Below are 22,097 nucleotides of genomic sequence, written 5' to 3' on the forward strand. Positions count from 1 at the left end.
ATTAATATGTCAAACGGAAGATTTGGCAGACATGGTGGTCAGTTTATTCCTGAAACACTAATGAATGCCATTATGGAACTAGAGGATGCTTATAATAAATACAAAAATGATAAAGAATTTAACGATGAACTAAACGAACTGCTTAGAGAATATGTAGGTCGTCCATCTCGTCTTTATTATGCAGAAAAGATGACTAAGGACCTTGGTGGTGCTAAAATCTACTTAAAGAGAGAGGACCTTAACCACACAGGCAGTCACAAGTTAAACAATGCTTTAGCACAGGTATTACTTGCAAAGAAAATGGGCAAAACAAGAGTAATTGCCGAAACAGGTGCAGGTCAGCATGGTGTTGCTACTGCTACTGCAGCAGCACTTATGGATATGGAATGTGAAATCTTTATGGGCAAAGAGGACACAGACCGTCAGGCACTAAATGTATTTAGAATGGAACTTCTTGGTGCAAAGGTTCACGCAGTAACAAGTGGCACAATGACACTAAAAGATGCAGTAAACGAAACCTTCAGAGAATGGACTAACAGAATGAGTGATACCCACTATGTACTTGGTTCAGTTATGGGTCCTCACCCATTCCCAACTATTGTAAGAGATTTCCAGAGTGTTATCGGTAAAGAAATCAAAAGTCAGATTATGGAAAAGGAAGGCAGACTTCCTGATGTAGTTATGGCTTGTGTTGGTGGTGGCAGTAACGCTATCGGTGCATTCCACGAATTTATCCCAAATGAAGAAGTAAGACTTATCGGTTGTGAAGCTGCCGGTAAGGGTATTGACACAGACAAAACTGCTGCTACAATTTCAACAGGCAGAGACGGTATTTTCCACGGTATGCACAGTTATTTCTGTCAGAATGAATACGGTCAGATTGCACCAGTATATTCAATTTCTGCCGGTCTTGACTATCCCGGTGTTGGTCCTGAACACGCATATCTACACGATATTGGCAGAGCAGAATATGTTGCTATTACAGATGATGAAGCAGTAAATGCTTTTGAATATTTATCAAGAACCGAGGGTATTATCCCTGCTATTGAATCCTCTCATGCAGTTGCTTATGCAATGAAACTTGCTCCAACTATGGACAAAGACAAAATCATTGTTGTAAACCTATCAGGTAGAGGAGATAAAGATGTTGCAGCAATCGCAAGATACAGAGGAGTTGAGATTTATGAGTAAAATTACAGATGCATTTAAGAACGGCAAAGCATTTATCCCTTTCGTAACTGCCGGTGACCCTTGCCTTGAAGTTACAGAACAACTACTTATTGAAATGGACAAAAACGGTGCCGATATTATTGAAATCGGTATTCCTTTCTCTGACCCTGTAGCTGAGGGTGTTGTTATTCAAGAGGCTGACATTAGAGCGTTAGCAGCAGGCACAACAACAGACAAAATCTTTCAGATGGTAGCAAAAGTAAGGGAAAAACTTTCTTGTGCAGTTGCACTTATGACATATGCAAATACTGTTTATGCTTATGATACCGACAAGTTCCTTGCTAACTGTAAGCAAGTTGGTGTTGATGCACTGATTATTCCTGATGTTCCATATGAAGAAAGAGATGTTATAAAACCTTATTGTGAAAAGTATGGTGTTGAATATATTTCATTCGTTGCACCAACAAGTCACGACAGAATCAAAATGATTGCTAAGGATGCATCAGGCTTTATGTACTGTGTATCTTCCCTAGGTGTTACAGGTGTAAGACAGAACATTACAACAAATATCGGTGAAATGATTGACCTTGTAAAATCGGTTAAGGATATTCCTTGTGCAGTCGGTTTCGGTATTTCAACTCCTGAACAGGCAAAGGAAATGGCAAAAAATGCTGACGGTGTAATTGTTGGTTCTGCTATTGTAAAAATTTGTGCAAAGTACGGCAAGGACTGCGTCCCTTATGTTGCAGAATATGTTAAGTCTATGAAGGATGCAATTTCACAGTAAACAAAATTTAATAATTACATACAAAAAGACCTTTTAAGTAAGGTCTTTTTTCTATTTCTAACTATATTTACAGTGTAGTATAAATGTGCTAAAATCGTGATGGTGATAATTATGAAATATGATTTAATAGCACTTGATATGGACGGTACTTTGTTAAATGATGACAAGGTTATTCCAAAAGAAAATGTTGATGCAATTATAGAAATGCAGGAACAAGGCAAAACTGTTGCTATTTGTACCGGCAGACCTGCAAGTGGTGCATTGCCATTTGTTAAGGATTTACACTTAGAAAAGTACGGTGGATATGTACTTTCCTATAACGGTGGTAGAATTTATGATGTTAAGAATGACAAGGTTCTTTACAACAAGGCTTTCCCAAAAGAATATTTACAGAAAGTCTTTGACTTAGTAAAGGGTACAACAATTACAGTTTCTTCTCCACTTGATCACAAGATTATTGCCGGTCATGCACTAAATGATTGGTCAAGAACCGAAGCTAATGTTGTTCATCTACCTTTTGAATATCATGAGGACTTTTTAACACTTGATACCGAAATGAACAAGTTACTACTTGTTGATAACCCAAAGGTTATCGGTGCAAACTATGACAACATTCATGATACACTTGAACCAAAGCTTCATGTATTCCTAAGTGAACCTTACTTTCTAGAGATTACACCACAAAATGTAAACAAGGGTGAGGGACTTCACAACCTAGCAAAAATCTCAGGTATTCCGATTGAAAAGATGGTTGCAATGGGTGACAGCTTTAATGATATTGAAATGCTAAAAGAAGCAGGTCTTGGTGTTGCTATGAAAAATAGCAAAGAGGGCGTTTCAGACTATGCAAATCTTGTAACAGTCAGTAATAATGACTGTGGTGTTGCAAAAATTATTAAAGAATATATCCTTTAGAAATACTTTATTCATAATCAATTCACATATTATGAATAATAGACAAATTTAATAGTAAATTATTGGATACCTAGCTATGACTATAATTCTTTTGTAGAAATATAATCATAGTTTTTCTGTTTATAATTAGAATAACGAAATATAAAAAAGGAGATAACGCCAATGAAAAAATTAGTCGCAATCTTAATGGTTCTAACTTTGGCTATGTCAGCACTTGTAGTTTCTGCATCTGCTGCACAGACAGATAAGGAATCAACCGGTGCAACAGGTATTACTGTTCACTACTACACAGAGAAGGGAACTCCAAGCGTTTACTACTGGAATGCACTTCCAGAAAATATTTCTACAGAGTATCCCGGTGTAAAGATGACAAGTGAGGGTAATAACTACTACAGATACACTTTCTCAAGTGTTTCTAAAATTAACCTACAGTTCATCGAAAGTGATGGTACTCAAGGTAAAGAACTTACAAGAAACACAAACAGTGGTACTAACGAATTTTGGTACAAAGGTAACCGTTGGTACAACAAACAACCATCAGATACAGAATATGAAAGAACAGACCTTAGAGAAGACTCTATCTACTTCGTAATTACAACAAGATTTTACGATGGCGACAAGAGCAACAATGTTCACTGTTGGGAAGACGGTAAGGCTAACAACCCAGACACAGACCCAGCATGGAGAGGTGACTTTAAAGGTCTTATCCAAAAGCTAGACTACATCAAGGCTCTTGGTTTCTCAGCAATTTGGATTACACCTGTTGTAGAAAATGCATCAGGCTATGACTACCATGGCTACCACGCATTTGACTTTACAAAGGTTGACCCTAGATATGAAAGTGATGATACTTCATATCAGGACCTAATTGATGCAGCTCACGAAAAAGGTTTAAAGATTATTCAGGACGTTGTATTTAACCACTCAGGTAACTTTGGTGAAGCTAACCTAGCCCCAATGTTTACTAAGGACTATAGCAATCTAGGTTCATCAGACTGTATGAATGTTATTCCCGATTCTACTCTAGCTAAAAACTATTCAGGATATAGCAATATGTTACCTGCTGATCAGTATCAGTCAAGACTTGCAGTTATGAAGGAAGATGTTAATGATACAGCACACAACTATCACCATGATAAGTCATTAAGCTACGGTTCATACACAGAACAAACAGGTCAGATGGCAGGTGACTGTGTTGATATTAATACAGAAAATCCATCCGTTGTAAAGTATCTTACAGATGCTTATTCAAAGTACCTAGATATGGGTGTTGACGCATTCAGAATGGATACAGAAAAGCACATTAACCGTTGGACACTAAACCACGCATTCTTCCCTGTATTTAACCAGTACAAGAATTTCCACCTATTTGGTGAAGTTTGTGCCAGATACCATGGTGCTTATAATGAAGGTGGTTCTTCAGACTCATGTTTCTTCTATACATGGAGCGAAACAGAGAGTGCTTGGCAGAACAACTGGAGCAACTCTGACTGGAAATCTAACTATGATAACTCTGTAAAGCACTTCCAAGCTCACCAAAACAGAAGTTTCGACCAAACAAGTGACAATGTTTACCTAAATGGTTTATCTTATCACACACCAGACTACAGCAAGGCAAACGGCACAAGTACAATCGACTTCCCTATGCACTGGGCATTTAAGGATGCAAGTTCAGCATTCGGTGCTGCTAAGGGCGAAGACTCACTATACAATGATGCAACATGGGCAGTTACATATGTTGACTCTCACGACTACGGTCCTGACGGTCAGGAAAAGACTCGTTACCAAGGTGGTGCTTCTGCTTGGGCAGAAAATATGGACTTAATGTTCACATTCCGTGGTATCCCATGTATCTACTATGGTTCAGAAATTGAATTCAAGAAAGATGTTCCAATTGATGTTGGTCCTAACGAGCCACTAGACAAGACAGGTCGTGCTTACTTCGGTGACCACCTAGAAGGTTCAGTTACAGCAAGCGACTACGGTAAATATACAGCTTCCGGTACAGTAGCTTCTACATTAGATGCTCCTCTTTCAAAGCACCTAGAAAAGCTAAATCAGATTAGAAGAGCAGTTCCTGCCCTACAAAAAGGTCAGTACACAACTGATAGCAATTATGTAGATGGCAATATGGCTTACATCAGAAGATATACAAATTCTAGCGTTGATTCACTTGCTTGTGTAACAATCAGTGGCGACGCAACATTTAAGGGTCTACCAAATGGCACATATATTGATGCAGTTACAGGTGACAAGAAAGTTGTTACAGGTGGCACACTTTCAACAAGTGGTGCAAGTGGCCAGGGTAACATGAGAGTTTATGTTCTACAAAACTCAAGCAGTGAAGTTAACGGTGCAATTGGTGACACAGATCTAACTTACTTAAAATAATTTTACAATTACAATCTCCTAAGTTTTGAAAAAGCCTTCCCGAACGGGAAGGCTTTTTCTACTATATTTAGAAATCAAAAATTATTTTATTGCTTGAAAAATAAAATAATTTTTAATAAAATAATTTTTTGTGAAATGTATCCAACCTATGGACTAAACTTTTCGCTTCTCTTAGCTAATACTCTAAACTTCAAAATTAATGCAACTTTTAGCCTATCTAAATCGTGTTATATATGGGGATAGAGCAAAATTTTTATTTCCCTATAATTCACCTATTTACTTCAGTACAGTTGATTTTTCACTTAAAAAGGTGTATAGTAATGTTGTTTTTTGACAAAAAAGATAGGAAGTTAAAAAATGAAGAAATTTTAAAATTACTTAAGCAAAGTATTTGCTATTCTTATGGGAATACTTATTTGCATCACCATTTCAGGAATCATTATCTCTTATCCGGAATACGGAAACTACTTTTCATCAACAAGTCAAAACGGTAAAGAGTTGTTCTGGTTATTTACCTCAATTGCAGTAGGTGGTGTGATTATCACATGCACAATACTGGGATTGTTTAGACTTATTAACAAGCTATCAAAAAAGGGACTTCTGATTTTCACAATAGCATTGTTTGTAATTTACGGTATATCTACTGTAGCTATTACCTACCTTTTCCCTACAATTCCAATGACCGACAGCTTTTATGTACACGACCAAGCAGTGGGTATGGCTCATGGTACTAAGGATATAATCAATGGCAATTCAGCGTACTTTAGAAAATACAGTAACAACAATCCACTGATTATTCTGCTATATTTTATATATAAAATAGCTTGTTCACTTGGAATTACCGACCTACTTCAGGTTGGCAGATTGTTTAATGCATCTTGTATTACGGGTAGCTTGGTACTGTTCTACTTTGCAATACAGAAACTATCAAAAAGAGAAACCACCGGTGCAAAATTTGTTTTGCTAAACCTACTGTTTGTACCAATAATTTTTATGACTTCTTGGGTATATACTGCCACTATCTGCTTACCTTTTATAGGTGGTATAATGTTATGTGGTGCAAACCTTATTAAGAATCAATCAAAAAAATCAATTATCATTAATTCAGCAATAATCGGTGTTTTGAGTATTGTTGGTTACAACATCAGACCGGTTGTACTTATCCTATCTATTGCCGGTTTTATATGCTTAGTCCTATGGACAGTTAAAGACAAAAAGCGTTTTGTAAAGTCAGCTATAATGGTTGGTGTTTGTGCAGTTTTTGCTTTAGGTTCATTTGTAACTACTAAGGCACTTAACAACCACTACTATACAGGTAGTAACGGCAACTTTCCTCTTACTCACTGGGTAGCTATGGGTCTTACTAAAAACGGTATGTATGACCCACAGTTGGTAAAAGAGAATATGAGGCTTTCTAACACAGACGAAATGAAAGCTAATGTAAATAAACATATCAAAGAAAGACTAAGCAATTACAATGCCGGTTCATTTATCAGCCATCTATATATTAAGAATGGCAGTATATGGGCAGTAGGTTCACTGGAATATCAATCTCGATTAATCGGTTCTGCTGAAAAATACACACCACTAAGCAAATGGTTATATGGCTCAAAAAGTGACTTAATGTGTCTATATACTCAGATGTTGTGGCTATCTCTCCACATACTTACACTAATTTACATAATAAGATTTATCTTTAACAAAGAAAGTAAATACGGACTACTACAGATTCTTACTTTGCTAGGTGGTTATGGTTTCTATATGATATGGGAAGTAAAAATTGCCTATGCAGTACCATTTGTATTCTTTATTATAGGTATGGCTACTTTAGGTGGTGAAAGTGTTGAAAATGCTTTTGCTATGTCAAATGCTAAGGTTAAGAACATTGGTAGAATTTCTTATTCTGCTGTAGCAATTTTCTCAATTGTACTTATGTTTATCGGTGCACCTTTCTTTACTGACAATGTTATGAAAGTCAGTGACAAGAAACTAACGGTTAAGTCAACTCACAACTGTTTAATCAAAAAGATTGCAACAAGAAAGAGAACAGTTACTCAAGAGTTTTACACCAAAGAAAAATTCAACAGAGTTTACCTAAATGTAGCTTGTAGAAGTAACCTTTCTACCAGCAACAGTAAGTACAAGATAACTTTGAAGAATGGCAAAAACAAAACTATTGCCACAAAGCTGGTTGACAGTAAAGACTACACAAAGCGTATTTCCGATATAAAACTGAAATTACCTAAAAAGTACACACCATCAGGTGAAGAAAAGTTTAAGATAACAGTTAAGGGTATTTCCGGTACCAAAGAAGCATTTAACTTTGGTTATAGCCATGGTGATGACATTGACCCTATAAGGGGTAACCTAAGAACTAACGGTAAACTTGTAAAAGGTGACCTAAGGCTTACTGTTTCTGAAATTCATAAAGGTTCACTTCTTTCACCAAAAAGATACTGTGCTTTTTGTGTAGGAATTGTCTTGATAGAAGTTATAACGGCATTTCTTTATTTGGGCTTTTCTAAGAAAAAGCAGTATAATGATTAATAACCTTTTATATAAGGATTTATAGTTTTTATAGGAGGAATTTCAATGACGAAGTTTACAAACTTTTTTGCTAAACTAATTTCTATTGTTTTAGGCATTCTGATTTTACTTAACATTTCGTCTATTATAGCTAATGACAAAATAGCATTACTTTTAACTAAAAATCCTAACAATACAACTTCACAATTATTAGTTTACTCATTAATTGCTCTTGGTGGTATATTGATGGTAGTCGGCATTATGGCACTTTTCAAGTTAATCAATAAACTTTCCGATAAAGGGTTAACAATTCTTGCAATTGTGCTAATAGCAATTTACAGTATAACAACTATAGCAAATATATTTTTATTTCCGACCATTCCTAGCTCTGACTCATTCTATGTTCAGGATTATGCAATTAAAATGGCTAGAGGAGATATTAACATAATAGATGGAAATGATAGCTACTTCGGAAAATATAGCAACAACAATGCAGTTGTTCTTATTCTATATTATCTATTTAAAGCATTTTTCTTTGTAGGACAGGACAATCTCCTTTGGGTTGGCAGAATTTTTAATTCACTATGTATTGTAGGAGCAACTGTTCTTTTCTACTTTGCTATTGTTAAATTTACAGGCAAAAAAGTAACAGCTACTAAGTTCCTACTACTAAGTGTACTGCTACCATCTGTTCAATTCTCATCCTCATGGGTATATACTGCAACAATATGTATGCCTTTTATCGGTGGTATCTTCCTATGTGGAGCAAACCTAATCAAAGCTACAACACGGAAATCTATAATCATTAATTCAGCTATTATAGGTGTGCTAAGTGTTGTAGGTTACAAGGTTAGACCGGTTGTTATCTTTATTTCTTTAGCCGGTATTATCTGTATGTTCTTCTGGGCATTTAAAGACAAAAAGAAATTGCTAAAATCAGCCTTTTCACTTGCAATTTGTGCAGTAGTAGCCTGTACATCATTCCTTGTTTGTAAAGGAATTGACAACCACTATTACACAGGTAGCAACAAGCAATTCCCTATTACTCACTGGATTGCTATGAGTCTTAAGGGTAATGGTGCTTATGACTTACAGTACAAAAATAAGCATGAAGCAATGAACTCCACAGAAGAAATCAACAGGGACTCTATTAAGGATATTAAGAATACTCTTAATAGCTACACACCACTAACTTTGTTTAAACATCAATACGAGAAAAGCAGCCTTATGTGGAGTGAAGGTTCTGTAGGTTACTATACAAGACAGAAAGGCAGTAATACATATAGAAGTTTAAATGACTATATTTATGGTCCGAAGAAACATATGCTGATGATGTATTGTCAGATGTTATGGTTAGCCTTTAACATTCTTATTATAGTTTATTTATATAAGCTACTTAGAAACAAATCCTCAAAGAAAGATTTACTACTTGCAATTACTTTACTGGGTGCATTGGTTTTCTATATGATATGGGAAGTAAAGATTAATTACGCATTGCCTTTCGTATCGATTATTATTGCAATGGCTACTATGGGTGGAATTTCAATTGAAAACAAATTCACTGTACCTGAACTAACCACAAAAAAATGTTACAAGACAGCCTACATAACAGTTGCAACTTTGTTTATTGCTTTATTACTTTCAAACATTTATTATGTTTCATATAGTCAAATGATAAGAGGAACTCCAAAGATTGAGAACTTTGCTTCCGTAAGTAATGAAATTGATAATGTTTCCGAACACAACAAGGTGCTTAAACAAACATTCTATGCTGACAGTGACTTTAATAAATTATCATTTTTCAGTATTGCTCATCCTAACAATCCTTCTTCTAAATATAAAATTACACTAAAAAATAGTAAAAAGAAGGTTATTGCAGAAAAGACTTATTCCAGCTATTATACATTTGAAAAGACAAAGAATGTTATATTAAAGCTACCTAAAACATACTCACCTACTCATAACGAGAAATTCACCTTAACAATTAAAGGTTTAGGAGCTGACTCTGATTATCAAGAGTTCAACTACTCAGACAGTTCACAGATTGACTGCTTGCCGGGTGAATTAAAAATTAACGGTAAGCCTATTAACGGTGACCTAAAATTCGGTTTGTTTTATACCGAAAGAACATCATTAATGAGTTTACCTGCTTACCTAACACTAATTGCTATTATTGCATTAGCAGAAGTTTTAGTATATATTTCATTATTCAAAAAGAAAAATTACAACTTAGCAAAGAGATAATTATGAATTCAAAAAAATTTTTCAGTAACAAAATAATAGCACCTTTAATCGCCCTACTATGTGTAACATTGTGGGGCACTGCTTTTCCCGTAATTAAAAAGTGCTATGAAATATTTTCAATTCCAACAAGTGACTACCCATCCAAGGTACTTTTTGCCGGATATAGGTTCTTTATTGCCGGTGTAATGGTACTTTTTGTGGCAATTATATTGCAAAAGAGATTTGTAAAGCCCAGCAGAAAAGATATTCTTCCAATATCAATTATGGGTTTCCTACAGATATTCTTGCAATATCTATTTTCATACATAGGACTTTCCAACACCACCGGTACAAAAACCTCAGTAATCACTTCCCTAGGTTCATTTATCGGTGTGCTGATTTCACCAATCTTTTTCACATCGGACAAGCTAAATGTTAAAAAGATTTTAGGTTGCATTATCGGTTTTATAGGTGTTATTGTCATCAACCTTGATGGACTTACTACCGGTGGGTTTACTCTTTTAGGAGAAGGCTTTGTGGTATTCTCCACAATTGCAGCAACCGGTGGCAATATTTATTGCAAAAAAATCAGCAAAGGCAGAGACCCTATGACTGTTTCAGCCTATCACCTACTTATTGGTGGTGGTGGACTTATTATTGTAGGTGCATTGTTTGGTGGTTATCTTGACTTTTCAAACATTACAATATATCTGCTACTGATTTACTTAGGTATTGTTTCTGCTGCCTCATTTACCCTGTGGACAGCTTTATTAAAATACAACCCTGTATCCAAGATTCTTATTTTCAACCTGCTAATCCCAATTTTCGGCACAATATGGAGTGGTATTCTGTTAGGTGAAGATATTATTAACCTTTACAACATTGTGTCTGTTGTGTTAATATCAATAGGTATTATTCTTGTTAATTTAAGGAGTAAGAAAGATGAAAATTAAAGGTGCAATTTTTGATATGGATGGTGTACTGCTAAACTCAGAAATTCTTTATCAGCGTTTTTGGTTAGAGGCACTACACTACTTTAACTATCCGGCAACAGAAAGCCATGTACTTGCTTTACGCTCATTAACCGGTAAAAAGGCTGAAGCAAAGCTAAAGTCATTTTTTGGTGAAAGTTTTGATTATCCCACAGTTAAGGCAAAGAGAATTGAACTAATGGATAACTTTGTAAATGAAAATGGTGTTGAAATGAAGAAAGGTGCTGACATACTTTTACCTTATCTAAAGGAAAAGGGTATAAAAATAGCCCTTGCAACATCTTCACCTTTAGAAAGGGCAAAAGACCATTTATCAAGGGTTAATTTGTTTCAGTATTTTGATACTTGTGTATGTGGTCCAATGGTTAAAAATTCAAAACCTGCACCGGATATTTACCTATTAGCAAGTGAAAAGCTGGGGCTTAAACCGGACGAATGTATTGCAGTAGAGGACTCACCAAACGGTGCATTGTCTGCAATTAATGCAAATTGCAAAACTATTGTTGTACCTGACCTAACACCTTGTGATGAAAGTATAAAGCCAAAGTTATTTGCACTTTGTGATTCACTTTTAGATATTAAAAATTATGTATAAGAGAAATGCTCAAGTAGGATAAAACTTACTTGAGCATTTTTTATAAAACTTATTAAACTTTCTTAGCTGAAGAACTAAACATTACTTGTAATGTTTTGCTGTCAACAGTACCGGTAGCACTTAGGCCGTTATTCTTTTGGAATGTTTCAAGTGCTTTCTTTGTCATATCACCAAAGTAACCTGTAGCATTGCCACTTGCAAGATAACCTAAATCAGTAAGTCTTTCTTGCATAGCCTTGTTGTAGTTGTTCTGTGACTGTAATGTCATTGTTTTGATAGCACTATCGGTAAACTTAACCTTGTACTTTGACTGTAGTGGATACTTTTCTTTAGGCTTAGTTGTTGGTACAGTTGTAGTTGTTACTGTTGTGTTTGCTTTACTTACAGTTGTAGAGGTAGTACCCTTAGTAGTCTTTTCTACAGTAGTTGTAGGAGTAGACTTTATCTTTTCAAAGGTACTCTTATCAATAGTCTGCAAGATTTTTTCCACATTTTCTATGGCAGTTTTGCCTTGTAACTTTAGCTTGTCCTTTTCAATAATAATATGACCGTTAGACTTGTTAAAATCACACTTTTTAAGTGTACCTTTATTCTCTAAACTCTTATATGTATCATTATTACAAACCAGGTACTTAGGGTTTAGACTATCTATCATATTAACATCATAAGTTGAATTATTAACATCCTTAGTAACAACATCAGTACCGGTAAAGGCAAGTAGCTTACCGTACCAACTTTCCTTAATTACAGAAACATATGGACCTGTACCCTCAAGGAAAAGTAGCTTGTCCTTACTATGCTTTTTGCTAAACTCTGTTTTATAGTTCTTAAGAGTATTCATAAGCTTAGTATAAGCCTTGTTGCCCTGAGCTTTACCTGTTTCACCATTTAGAATTGCACCGACAGAAGTATATGTTGTCAGTATATCTTCACCGGTATTTCCGTAATGGAACTGTACAACCTTAACATCATTGTCTTCAAGTGTCTTTATAGCACCATCGGACATATTGTCATCAGCCAGTACAACCTCAATATCACTGTCAATAATCTTCTTTGTATCAGGTTCAATAGCAGTACCACAAGTTTTCTTATCCTTAATGCTATCTGTAATAACATCACTGCTAATTAAAGTAATATTCTTTTCCATACCAAGCTGACAAACAATATCAGCCACATTAGGGCTTAATACTGCAACTTTTTCAGGCTTAGAATTAAAGGTAGTATTTCCTATTGTAATGGGATAGGAGCTGTCACCACTGTTGCAACCAACAGTAAAAATCAATGTGCAAAGTAAAAGCAATGCACATATGGTTGTTTTCACTATTCTCATTATATTTTCCTTTATAGTAATGATTTAATAAACTGCTGAGCAGTTCTTGGAGAACGAGTTGCTCTCTGTGTAGCAAAAGACTCTGCCTGTAGGAATAACTGTTCCTGATCCATATCAATATGATGAGCCTTTGCAAGTTCTTCAACAATATGTAAAAATCTTCTCTTGTCAGGAACATAATAACCAACTGCAAGACCAAATCTATCTGATAGAGAAAGTGTTTCCTGCATATTATCTCTACGGTTAACATCGTTACAATCTCTGTCTTCAAAGTTCTCCTTAACAAGGTGTCTTCTGTTACTTGTTGCATAAATAAGAGCATTCTTTGGAAGTGCTGCAACACCACCCTCAAGAACAGCCTTTAAGCTTGTGTAACATTCATCCTGTCTTTGGAATGAAAGGTCATCAATAAAGATAATGAACTTCATTGGTACTTGAGCGATAGCATCAATAAGTAGTGGGAATTCCATTAGCTTTTCCTTAGGAATTTCAACAATTCTTAGTCCATAGCGTCTAAATTCGTTTACAGTAGCTTTTACTGTTGTACTCTTACCTGTACCCATATCACCATAAAGTAGGCAGTTATTGGCGTTTCTGCCCTCAATAAAGGCTCTTGTGTTCTCAACAACAAGGTCTCTCTGATATTCATAATCAACAAGGTCAGAAATTCTTACCTTGTCATCATTAATAATAGGTTCGATACCCTTATCTCTCCATACGAATGAACGGTATCTGGCAAACATACCACAACCCTTTTCTCTGTGGAACTTTGCAATCTTGTCTAGGTTATCGTTAAAGTCAACAAATTCTTCTGATGGAGTACCACAATGCCACTTAGGAAGGCAATCAATAATATCATCAATTTCTTCCTTATATTTATAGTCATTAATAACATCCTCAGGAGTAATCTGTGATGCAAAAAGAATTGCATCAATATCTCTGACTACTGCTTTCTTCTCATCTTCTGACATTTCACTAACCTTATCGGCAGTTGCTGTTCTTGTAAAATAGTTTTCATCAAACAAAGCAGCCTCTGTCATAGTATAGCTTAATGAGTTAGATGCGTTTCTGTCACATAGTAATCTGTAGAAGTCACCGTAAGCATTTAGGAATGTTTCAGGTTCTTCATCAACAGAAAGCAATAACTTATGAAAGGCACTTGGTACACTTCTTGTTAGCACACCTTTATAAATAGAAAGTGATGATAACATAAAAGCAGCTTTTTTTGTTTTTTTCATACAAATCCCTTACTTCCTTTTAATATGATTATATTTTACTCCAATTATACCTTGTAGTCAATCGTCTAAAAATGGCTATTTAATGGGGTTTTCAAAGTTTTTCAAAATTTTTTTAAATTTTTTTGAAAAAACACTTGCATTTTTCAGAAAAGGGTGATATAATTTATCTTGTCGTTGAGAGAGACGACAAAACAAAAAGAAAATAGTTGGTGTCGATGACGCTGAGGGTCCACCTGTTCCCATCCCGAACACAGAAGTTAAGCTCAGTAGTGCCGAAGATAGTTGGCTGGAAGCGGCCTGTGAAAATAGGAAGACGCCAACATCAACAAGTGTCTATCCAATAGGGTAGGCATTTTTCTTTTGTCAAATTTATTTATCCGATTATTATATCAATAATTCTACTATTTGTCCAATAGTTTTTATTTATTTATTTATAAATTCCACTTTATTCATTTTAATTATTTTCACCATACAAAAAGACATAACAAAACCCCACTTTTAAGTGGGGTTTATTTTTTACTTTACATTAACTTTTAATGTTAGTGTTTTCACATTATTTACTTTTACCTTTAGAGTAGTTTTGCCTTTCTTTACACCCTTAATATTAAGTACACTTGCACTAATCTTTTTTGCAATGCTAGTATTTACATTTTTATTACTAACAGTCCATTTAAGTGCAATATTCTTAGCCTTGCCTAAAGCCTTAACCTTAACTGTCTTACCTACCTTAACATTTACAGTAGATTTTGAAAGTTTAGGTGCAGTAGTAACATTCACCTTGCAGTTTAACTTATTACCGTCCTTAAGAGTTACAATCATTGTTGTTTTGCCTTTGTTTAGTGCAGTAACAACACCCTTACTGTTAACCTTAGCTACCTTATTATTAGTTACCTTATAGCTTTTAACCTTACCGTTAAGAACCTTAATAGTCTTTGTAGCACCTGACTTTAGGCTAACATTAGTTGCAGAAAGTTTTTCTTGTGCTATCTTAACGACAGTAAAGTTGTAATGTAGGTTAGTTTTATTAATTAATGAATATACTGCATCCATATTAATATTTAGCTTATCATAAGCGTCTTTTAATGTATAAGCCTTACCATTACCAACAACATACAGACCTAAATCATATGGTGTATGTTGCTGATAACAATTAAACATATAATTACCCATTCTTATATTCTTATTTGAGAAATTATAATAATCTGAAATTTTATAATACAAATCGTATTTACCAACCTTGCCTAAGTTAGCAACTGATAAAATCAAATTTGGATATAGTTTATCAATTTCTTTTGGTGTATCTATTTTAACACTTTTTGCTTCTGCCTTAATAACTAATGGACCTCCTTGTAAATACTCTACAAAGATTTCATATGTACCATTTTTCTTTGTAATCTTACCAACATCTTTACCATGAATTTTTGCACTGATATTTGTAATAACATAACCAGTCTTTGGAGTAATAACAGTTCTATAATTCATCCAAGCATCATCAGTTGTATTAGATGACTCAACATTGCTTAAATTATAATTTACATGCCAACCTACACGAGCAGTAGAAAATTCTGTAGCTTTTTCTCTTGTTGCACTGGCAAAAATATTAATGTCACCATCTACATTATCAAGGTCAACAGTATAAGAACCATCTGAGTTCTTAGCAACTTCTTTTTCCTTATTATTTACAGTAACTACAACATAGTCAATTTCATAAGGTGAGTTCGGTTTAATAACTGTATTATAATGGTTGCCTACTGTTGTTTCATTATTAGAAGAAGTTGCACCCTTTAAATAGTAATATACATTATGATTTTCTGATGGTTGTGTTGTAACATCCGGAATTGACTTTCCGACAGTAAAGTTGTAATGAATTTCATTACTCTTGATTAGTGAATACACAGTATCCATATCAATTTTTAATTCATTGTATGCATCAATTAAAGTATAAGCTTTGCCATTACCAACAACATATAGACCTAAATCATAGGGACTTTGTTGTGCAAAACAATCAAACACATAGTCACCCATTGTAACATTATAATCTAAGAATTGATAATACTGAGTTACATTATAATACAAATTGTAATTGCCAACCTTGCCTAAGTTAGCAACAGTAAAATTAGTTTTTGGAGAAAGGTTTTGTATTTCTTTTGGTGTGTCAACTATCACAGGTTCTGCCTCAGCAGTAATAGTTAGTTTGCCGGTTACTTGTTCAATATTTATTGTGTAGATACCATTTTCGCTTGTAATAGCACCAACATCTTTACCGTCTATTGTAGCAGTAACCTTAGTAATAGCATAACCTAACTTTGGAGTAATTGTTGTTCTGTAACTTAACCAAGCATCATTAGTTGTGTTTGAAGAATCAACATTCTTTAGATTATATACTACTTCCCAACCCATTCTAACAGTAGTTGGTTCTGTATTGTTTTTAGTTTCTGCAACATTTTGTGATTTATCACTGTTTGATGGTGTACTGTTATCCACTGCAAAAACAGTTGAAAAAGAAATCATCAAAAGTGCTAAACACAGTGAAGTAATTGATAATAATTTTTTCATAGTTCTACCTCCTATATTTTAGTCCCTAAAACAGGTAACATATTTATAAATATATTATACACTATCTCAATTCTAAAATATAGGGTAAAATTAACTAAAATTTGGTACTTTTTTTGTCAGCCCCTCTAATTTATCTGAACACTTTTATGCAATATGCTAAATTACCATAAACAAATTTGCACAATATAGCCTACAAAAAACACCTAGCAAAATTGCTAGGTGTTTAGTTCGGTATTAACTATCTTTTTAATATTAACTTACTTTACTGTTACTACTCTATACTGAGTTGTACTTCTGCCCATATCATCGGAAACAGTATAAATAATTAGGTAATCCCCTGCTTTATCGGTATTTACCTTACCATCAACCTTAATATTACTTTTATCAATACTGCTACCACTTGTATCCTTTGCAGAAACATTCTTCATTGAGTCAAAGTATTCACCTAGCTCAACTGTAACATTATCAGCACCTATAAATGTCGGTGCTTTACTGTAATAAGGATTGTCCTTATCATTATCTGTAGGGTCCCAATAAACTGTTTTGTTTTCGTTAATCTTCATTGAATTAGGTGTGCCTAACGGACCATCTTTGTCACTTTCATAAACTCTGACAGTTGTACCAAAGTCACAGTTCTCATAAATCCACTTAGCATCGGCTACTGCAAGACGAACACAACCCATAGAAATACTTGTGCCAAGACCGTTATAGTCCTGAACTTCTACAGTTTCAGGTTGATTCATCTTTTCATATGGAACTGAATGGAACAGAATATCGTTATTAAAACCTGTTACATACTGACCGTAAACATCACCGAAAAGTGGATGCCATCTATTCTTTACAAAAATAGAGAATGTACCCTTTGGTGTATTATCACCATCACCACAAGAACAAATCATTGCCCTTACAGGAACTGTGTATTTACCGTCTTTATCGTAAGTATAGACAGTAACACAGTTTTTCTTTCTATTAACATCAATAGAATATGGATTTCTGCCACTACCGTCATTTTTATTTTTCTTTAAAGTTACTTCATTAGCAGTAAAAGCTGTGGAATAGCCCTTAGAAACTTCTGTAGGGTTGCTTGTAACCTGAACATCACAGGTTGAACTGTAATATCCGGCAGTTGCAGTAATCTTTACCTTGCCTTTTTTCAGACCGATTACTGTACCGCCTTGGTCAACAAAAGCTGTATTCTTATCGCTACTTGTCCATTTAATAGCCTTTGAGGCATTTTCATCATTGGACTTTATCTTAATTGTTTTTCGTTCATTAGATTTTACCTTGATAGACTTTGTTTCTATGCTAAAGACACAAGTACCATAATCCTGATTAGCAGTCTGTACTACATCAGCTTGGTTTCTGCCAAACCAACTGTCACCATAAAAAACATACAAAGCTCCACCAACAGATAGAGAAATCAGAAGAACAAAGAACACAACAAGAACGATAACTCCACCGTATCTGCCAAAATTATTCTTTACATATTTCTTCATAAAACTCTCCTTTATACTTATATCTATTATAATACAATAAAGTTACGGTTTTGTAAACCAATTTCAGTATTTTGTAATTATTTCATTTTGTGATATAATAAAATCATAACAATGGGAAGGAAATGAAACGATGGCACATCCACTAGGACATTTTAAGACAATAACAAAGCACAGACACAAGGTAATAAGAAATTGTTTTAAGGCAGGACTCTTTTGGCAAGGGCTAAGGCATGACCTATCAAAGTACAGTCCAACAGAGTTTATTCCCGGTGCAAAATTTTACTTAGGTACTAGAAGTCCTAACGAAAAAGAAAGGGAAGTTTATGGCTACTCAATGGCTTGGATGCACCACAAAGGCAGAAACAAGCATCATTATGAATATTGGACAGATATAAACTTAAAGACAAAAAAGGTTGAACCGGTAGAAATGCCAAAGAGATATTTAGCAGAAATGTTCTGTGACAGAGTTGCAGCCAGTAAAACATATAACGGCAAAAACTATACAAACCACCACCCTCTGGATTATTTCTTAAAAGGTCAAGCTAGGTACCATATGCACCCTCAGACTGCAAAGGACTTAGAAATAATGCTAAGACTACTTGCCGATAAAGGTGAAGATGAGGCTTTTGCCTATGTGAAAAGGATGGTTAAAAATGATAAATAAACTTTTCTTAGAAATGACAAGTTACTTTAAAGGTGACCAAAAGCGAATTAACCACTTTATTAAGGTTCATTCATTTGCAAAATTAATAGGTGAAGAAGAAAACCTAGACAAAGAAACTATGTTTATTCTTGAAGCATCAGCATTAACCCACGATATTGGCATCAAAAAAGGTGAGGAGCTTTATTCAAGAAATGACGGCAAAATTCAAGAAAAGCTAGGTCCTGATGAAGCAGAAAAAATGCTGAGAAAGCTTAACTTTACAGACAATGTAATTGATAGGGTAAAGTTCCTTATTGCTCATCACCATACATACAGTAACATTGATAGTATGGACTATCAAATACTTGTTGAGTCAGATTTTTTGGTAAATATTTGTGAGGATAATTTAAGCAAAGACTCAGCAATGAAAATTAAGGAAAAAATCTTTAAAACCCAAACCGGTAAAAAGCTACTTGAAAACTTATTTATATAGGAAAATCACCTACCCAAAGGGATAGGTGATTTTCTTTTGAAAGATTCAAATATTTATGTGCAAATAAAATTAACACCAATGTAAAAACTACTTTTCATCATATATAACTTTCACCTTGCCGTAAGGTGTATTCATTACATATTTTCTTCTGTATTTCGGTTTAGCCTTTATCATCTTGTACATTGCTCTACCGGCATATCCGAAAAATATAAATAAACATAAATTTAAAATCATTGTAATCCCCCTAAAAATGTACCTCTTTAAGACAAATATATAATAACATATTAACTGTCCCATAATTGGGACTTATCTTTTGTTTTAGGGGATTTTTTGAAAAAAATATGAAAGATTACTTATGATTATAAAGATTATTTACATCAGCAAGTTTCTTAGCATATTCATCAGCTACAAATTGTGGTGAAATAATCTTTACACTATCCCCAAAGCCAAATAGCCAACCAAAGAACTGTGGGCTTAAATCCACCTTAGTAGTTACAAAGAAACTTTCCTCATCAGCCTTCGAGATAAAAACATTCTTGCCAAATCTATCCATAACAACACCGATAAGGTCATTTCTAAACAGTAGTTTAACCTCTACTTCATCACCACCGAACATACCAAAAACCTTTTTTGCATATGTAGCAGGATCACACTTTCTCTCTATACCTTTACTATCAATTTTTTCATCAAAGACTTCTATTTGTGCCATCTTGTCAACACGATAATGCTTTATCTTTTTATCCTTACTGTCATAACCGATTAGATAATAATTTTCATCATCAATAGCTAAAAACAATGGTGAAATCTTGTACAGTTTATCTTTCTTCCTTAGAAGTGCCTTTGACTTTGTATTAAAGTCAACTACCCAATGGTAATAATTAAAAGTAATTTTTTTACCTTCATTAATAGCCTTGTAGATATTGTCTGTATTGTGGTAAATTTTCTCATTCATAGACTTTACACGATTAGCTACAACAACCTGTCTTTGAAGTTCTTTACCCTCATATTCGGAAGTCAGACTTTCTAACTTTTTAATTAGCTGAACACTTTTCTTCTCAGTAATATATTTACTGCTTTGGATAGAATCCACAAGTAGCTTTAATTCAGGCAATTCAAAGGTTCTGCCAAGTAGTTTATAGGAAACATCCTTGCTTTTATACTTATTAATATCAATGCCAAATTCTTGCAAAGTCTTTATATCCCTATAAACTGTCTTTCTCTCTACCTCAATATCATTTTTCTCTAAATAATCAATAATTTCATAAACATTCATACCATGGTCTTCATCTGTTTTTTCATAAAACATCTTAAGAAGATACAGTAGCTTTTGCCTATGATTTTCACTTCTTGCCATAGAAACATCCCCTTATGCAAACATCTGTGAAATAGCAACAATAGTTGGCATTGTTACAATAGATGCAAGTGTTGTAGCAGAAACCAAGCTAACAGAAAGTGGTACATCTCTGTCATACTTTGTAGCAAACATTGTAGTTGTAGCTGCTGATGGTGCTGAAGTTGCAATAACTGTTGCCACAAGCATATTGCCCCTTACACCAAAGAGATAAAGCAAGAATAAGGAAACTAAAGGTATTGCCACTAACCTTATACCTATACAGAGATAACTGTACTTATCGGTAAACATACTTTTTAGTGAAGTATTGGCAAGTTGACAACCAATGATAATCATAGGTATAGGAGTGTTTAACGCACCTAAATAATCAATAGGTGAATAAAGAATAGTTGGCAACTGAATATGGAAAACCCAAAGTAAAATTGCAATAACAACACCTACAATACCGGGATTGGTAATCAGCTTTTTAAGGCTAAGTTCCTTTTTGTCACCACTCATTGCAACAAGCCCATAGGTCCAAATAAATATGTTAAATACTGCAACATAAATTGCACCGTAAAACACACCGTCATTTCCTAAAATTGCCTTTTGAAGTGGCAAACTCATAAACCCACAGTTAGAAAAAATACTGCCAACCCTAAGGACAACCTTCTTTGCTTCATCTTTGTTCCTAAAAATAAGAGTACAAATCACTATACTGCCAATATGAATTATTGCAACGGACAAAATCATAACAAGCATATTAACCAACTTATCGCTTGTAAATTCGCAATTTTGGAATGACACAATAATAACACAAGGTGTTGCCACATAAAGGGCAAGATTTGTTAAACTTTTTATAGCTTTGTCACTTATCAGCGTAGCTTTTTTGCATACAAATCCAACACCGATAAGTATAAACAAAACCACTACTTGCTGACCTACAGTTAAGAAATTGCTTATCATTTCATACCCTCCAATGATGCAAAAAACATATCATAGGCATCGTCCCATCCGTCAATAGAACAAACACCACCACCATTTACGGAACGCATCTTAGAGTCATTCATTTCCTGACCGTAAGCAAAAAGTTCACCAAGATAAATTTCATATCCAAGGCTAATACAAGTGTCACAAAAACACTTCATAGGGTCCTCTGAATTTCTGGTTTCCAGCAGCCTATTTCTTAAGTTTTCATCCTTACTTGCATCTTCAAGTAACCGTTGTAGCTTTTCTTCCACTACTTCATCTCCTATATAATATCACATTCACTGTCCCAAATATGGGACTTATCTTTTACATTTCACTACTATTATATAATTTTTACAATAGATTTGCAATTTTTCGTTAAAGCCGCCTAAATTTCACCTTAAATTTGTTGCAGTATGAATAATAAATGAAAGATTTTTGTT

18 protein-coding genes and 1 rRNA gene are annotated in these 22,097 nt (G+C 34.4%); 11 read left to right on the plus strand and 8 right to left on the minus strand.

The genetic code is table 11. The features are described 5' to 3' along the window. Positions 1–6: 6 nt before the first annotated feature. The 8 genes from trpB (at position 7) to WMO18_RS01730 (ending at position 11,599) form a co-directional block, all read left to right on the plus strand. The gene (gene trpB, locus WMO18_RS01695; protein ID WP_022505933.1) at positions 7–1,191 is read left to right on the plus strand and encodes a tryptophan synthase subunit beta; all 1,185 of its coding nucleotides are present in this window, start codon (positions 7–9) and stop codon (positions 1,189–1,191) included. Continuing rightward, entirely contained in the window at positions 1,184–1,957 is a 774-nt protein-coding gene (gene trpA, locus WMO18_RS01700) for a tryptophan synthase subunit alpha (RefSeq protein WP_022505932.1), read from the plus strand. The genes trpB and trpA overlap by 8 nt, the downstream gene beginning before the upstream one ends. A 111-nt stretch (positions 1,958–2,068) precedes the next feature. After that, the gene (locus WMO18_RS01705; RefSeq protein WP_294671032.1) at positions 2,069–2,872 is read left to right on the plus strand and encodes a Cof-type HAD-IIB family hydrolase; all 804 of its coding nucleotides are present in this window, start codon (positions 2,069–2,071) and stop codon (positions 2,870–2,872) included. 162 nt (positions 2,873–3,034) lie between these two features. Then, on the plus strand, positions 3,035–5,263 hold the full coding sequence (locus tag WMO18_RS01710; protein ID WP_367286249.1) for an alpha-amylase family glycosyl hydrolase: 2,229 nt from the start codon (positions 3,035–3,037) through the stop codon (positions 5,261–5,263). 396 nt (positions 5,264–5,659) lie between these two features. Continuing rightward, entirely contained in the window at positions 5,660–7,810 is a 2,151-nt protein-coding gene (locus WMO18_RS01715; protein ID WP_496196866.1) for a glycosyltransferase-like membrane protein, read from the plus strand. A gap of 45 nt (positions 7,811–7,855) precedes the next feature. Further along, positions 7,856–10,033 carry a hypothetical protein gene (locus WMO18_RS01720; RefSeq protein ID WP_367286251.1) on the plus strand — a complete coding sequence of 726 codons (2,178 nt, stop codon included), beginning with the start codon at positions 7,856–7,858 and terminating at the stop codon, positions 10,031–10,033. A 2-nt stretch (positions 10,034–10,035) separates the two neighbouring features. After that, positions 10,036–10,965 carry a DMT family transporter gene (locus WMO18_RS01725; protein ID WP_367286252.1) on the plus strand — a complete coding sequence of 310 codons (930 nt, stop codon included), beginning with the start codon at positions 10,036–10,038 and terminating at the stop codon, positions 10,963–10,965. Next, positions 10,955–11,599: an HAD family hydrolase gene (locus tag WMO18_RS01730; protein WP_211147354.1), complete on the plus strand. Its 645-nt coding sequence runs from the start codon at positions 10,955–10,957 to the stop codon at positions 11,597–11,599. Before WMO18_RS01725 ends, WMO18_RS01730 begins: the two co-directional genes overlap by 11 nt. Positions 11,600–11,651: 52 nt before the next feature. Here WMO18_RS01730 and WMO18_RS01735 read toward each other — a convergent pair whose 3' ends face one another. Together WMO18_RS01735 and WMO18_RS01740 are read right to left on the minus strand one after the other, a co-directional pair. Continuing rightward, complete coding sequence (locus WMO18_RS01735) at positions 11,652–12,929, minus strand: peptidoglycan-binding protein (protein WP_211147355.1); 1,278 nt, start codon at positions 12,927–12,929, stop codon at positions 11,652–11,654. 11 nt (positions 12,930–12,940) lie between these two features. Beyond that, complete coding sequence (locus tag WMO18_RS01740) at positions 12,941–14,167, minus strand: ATP-binding protein (RefSeq protein WP_138156672.1); 1,227 nt, start codon at positions 14,165–14,167, stop codon at positions 12,941–12,943. 205 nt (positions 14,168–14,372) lie between these two features. Between WMO18_RS01740 and rrf the strand changes: the two genes are divergently transcribed. After that, positions 14,373–14,489 (plus strand): 5S ribosomal RNA (gene rrf / locus WMO18_RS01745). Positions 14,490–14,683: 194 nt separating this feature from the next. Here rrf and WMO18_RS01750 read toward each other — a convergent pair. Together WMO18_RS01750 and WMO18_RS01755 are read right to left on the minus strand one after the other, a co-directional pair. Further along, positions 14,684–16,723: an Ig-like domain-containing protein gene (locus WMO18_RS01750; protein ID WP_367286253.1), complete on the minus strand. Its 2,040-nt coding sequence runs from the start codon at positions 16,721–16,723 to the stop codon at positions 14,684–14,686. 257 nt (positions 16,724–16,980) lie between these two features. Continuing rightward, entirely contained in the window at positions 16,981–18,219 is a 1,239-nt protein-coding gene (locus WMO18_RS01755) for a L,D-transpeptidase family protein (protein ID WP_211148114.1), read from the minus strand. Positions 18,220–18,349: 130 nt separating this feature from the next. Here WMO18_RS01755 and WMO18_RS01760 point away from each other — a divergent pair, with 130 nt between their 5' ends. Together WMO18_RS01760 and WMO18_RS01765 are read left to right on the plus strand one after the other, a co-directional pair. Continuing rightward, a complete protein-coding gene (locus WMO18_RS01760) occupies positions 18,350–18,883 on the plus strand; it encodes a DUF5662 family protein (RefSeq protein WP_211148113.1) in 534 nt (177 codons plus the stop codon). Then, a complete protein-coding gene (locus tag WMO18_RS01765) occupies positions 18,873–19,355 on the plus strand; it encodes an HD domain-containing protein (protein WP_211148112.1) in 483 nt (160 codons plus the stop codon). The genes WMO18_RS01760 and WMO18_RS01765 overlap by 11 nt, the downstream gene beginning before the upstream one ends. A gap of 87 nt (positions 19,356–19,442) precedes the next feature. Here the strand turns inward: WMO18_RS01765 and WMO18_RS01770 are convergent, their stop codons facing one another. The 4 genes from WMO18_RS01770 to WMO18_RS01785 all read right to left on the minus strand — a co-directional run bounded on the left by WMO18_RS01770 (position 19,443) and on the right by WMO18_RS01785 (position 21,926). Next, positions 19,443–19,589 (minus strand): hypothetical protein, encoded by a 147-nt coding sequence (locus tag WMO18_RS01770; protein ID WP_211148111.1) that lies wholly within the window; start codon positions 19,587–19,589, stop codon positions 19,443–19,445. Between the two features lie 115 nt (positions 19,590–19,704). Continuing rightward, the gene (locus tag WMO18_RS01775; protein ID WP_211148110.1) at positions 19,705–20,709 is read right to left on the minus strand and encodes a helix-turn-helix transcriptional regulator; all 1,005 of its coding nucleotides are present in this window, start codon (positions 20,707–20,709) and stop codon (positions 19,705–19,707) included. Between the two features lie 12 nt (positions 20,710–20,721). After that, a complete protein-coding gene (locus WMO18_RS01780; protein ID WP_211148109.1) occupies positions 20,722–21,651 on the minus strand; it encodes an AEC family transporter in 930 nt (309 codons plus the stop codon). After that, positions 21,648–21,926: a hypothetical protein gene (locus tag WMO18_RS01785; RefSeq protein ID WP_022504752.1), complete on the minus strand. Its 279-nt coding sequence runs from the start codon at positions 21,924–21,926 to the stop codon at positions 21,648–21,650. Before WMO18_RS01785 ends, WMO18_RS01780 begins: the two co-directional genes overlap by 4 nt. Positions 21,927–22,097: the final 171 nt, after the last annotated feature.

Source organism: Ruminococcoides intestinihominis, from assembly GCF_040096285.1.
Lineage (GTDB): Bacteria > Bacillota > Clostridia > Oscillospirales > Acutalibacteraceae > Ruminococcoides > Ruminococcoides intestinihominis.

Excerpts from the sequence above, each read along its gene's own strand:
- WMO18_RS01760 (WP_211148113.1), top strand. The coding sequence starts at position 18,350 with ATGGCACATCCACTAGGACATTTTAAGACAATAACAAAGCACAGACAC.
- WMO18_RS01775 (WP_211148110.1), bottom strand. The coding sequence starts at position 20,709 with ATGGCAAGAAGTGAAAATCATAGGCAAAAGCTACTGTATCTTCTTAAG.
- WMO18_RS01730 (WP_211147354.1), top strand. The coding sequence starts at position 10,955 with ATGAAAATTAAAGGTGCAATTTTTGATATGGATGGTGTACTGCTAAAC.
- WMO18_RS01780 (WP_211148109.1), bottom strand. The coding sequence starts at position 21,651 with ATGATAAGCAATTTCTTAACTGTAGGTCAGCAAGTAGTGGTTTTGTTT.
- WMO18_RS01710 (WP_367286249.1), top strand. The coding sequence starts at position 3,035 with ATGAAAAAATTAGTCGCAATCTTAATGGTTCTAACTTTGGCTATGTCA.
- WMO18_RS01740 (WP_138156672.1), bottom strand. The coding sequence starts at position 14,167 with ATGAAAAAAACAAAAAAAGCTGCTTTTATGTTATCATCACTTTCTATT.
- trpB (WP_022505933.1), top strand. The coding sequence starts at position 7 with ATGTCAAACGGAAGATTTGGCAGACATGGTGGTCAGTTTATTCCTGAA.
- WMO18_RS01725 (WP_367286252.1), top strand. The coding sequence starts at position 10,036 with ATGAATTCAAAAAAATTTTTCAGTAACAAAATAATAGCACCTTTAATC.
- WMO18_RS01770 (WP_211148111.1), bottom strand. The coding sequence starts at position 19,589 with ATGATTTTAAATTTATGTTTATTTATATTTTTCGGATATGCCGGTAGA.
- WMO18_RS01765 (WP_211148112.1), top strand. The coding sequence starts at position 18,873 with ATGATAAATAAACTTTTCTTAGAAATGACAAGTTACTTTAAAGGTGAC.
- WMO18_RS01720 (WP_367286251.1), top strand. The coding sequence starts at position 7,856 with ATGACGAAGTTTACAAACTTTTTTGCTAAACTAATTTCTATTGTTTTA.
- trpA (WP_022505932.1), top strand. The coding sequence starts at position 1,184 with ATGAGTAAAATTACAGATGCATTTAAGAACGGCAAAGCATTTATCCCT.
- WMO18_RS01755 (WP_211148114.1), bottom strand. The coding sequence starts at position 18,219 with ATGAAGAAATATGTAAAGAATAATTTTGGCAGATACGGTGGAGTTATC.
- WMO18_RS01705 (WP_294671032.1), top strand. The coding sequence starts at position 2,069 with ATGAAATATGATTTAATAGCACTTGATATGGACGGTACTTTGTTAAAT.
- WMO18_RS01750 (WP_367286253.1), bottom strand. The coding sequence starts at position 16,723 with ATGAAAAAATTATTATCAATTACTTCACTGTGTTTAGCACTTTTGATG.
- WMO18_RS01735 (WP_211147355.1), bottom strand. The coding sequence starts at position 12,929 with ATGAGAATAGTGAAAACAACCATATGTGCATTGCTTTTACTTTGCACA.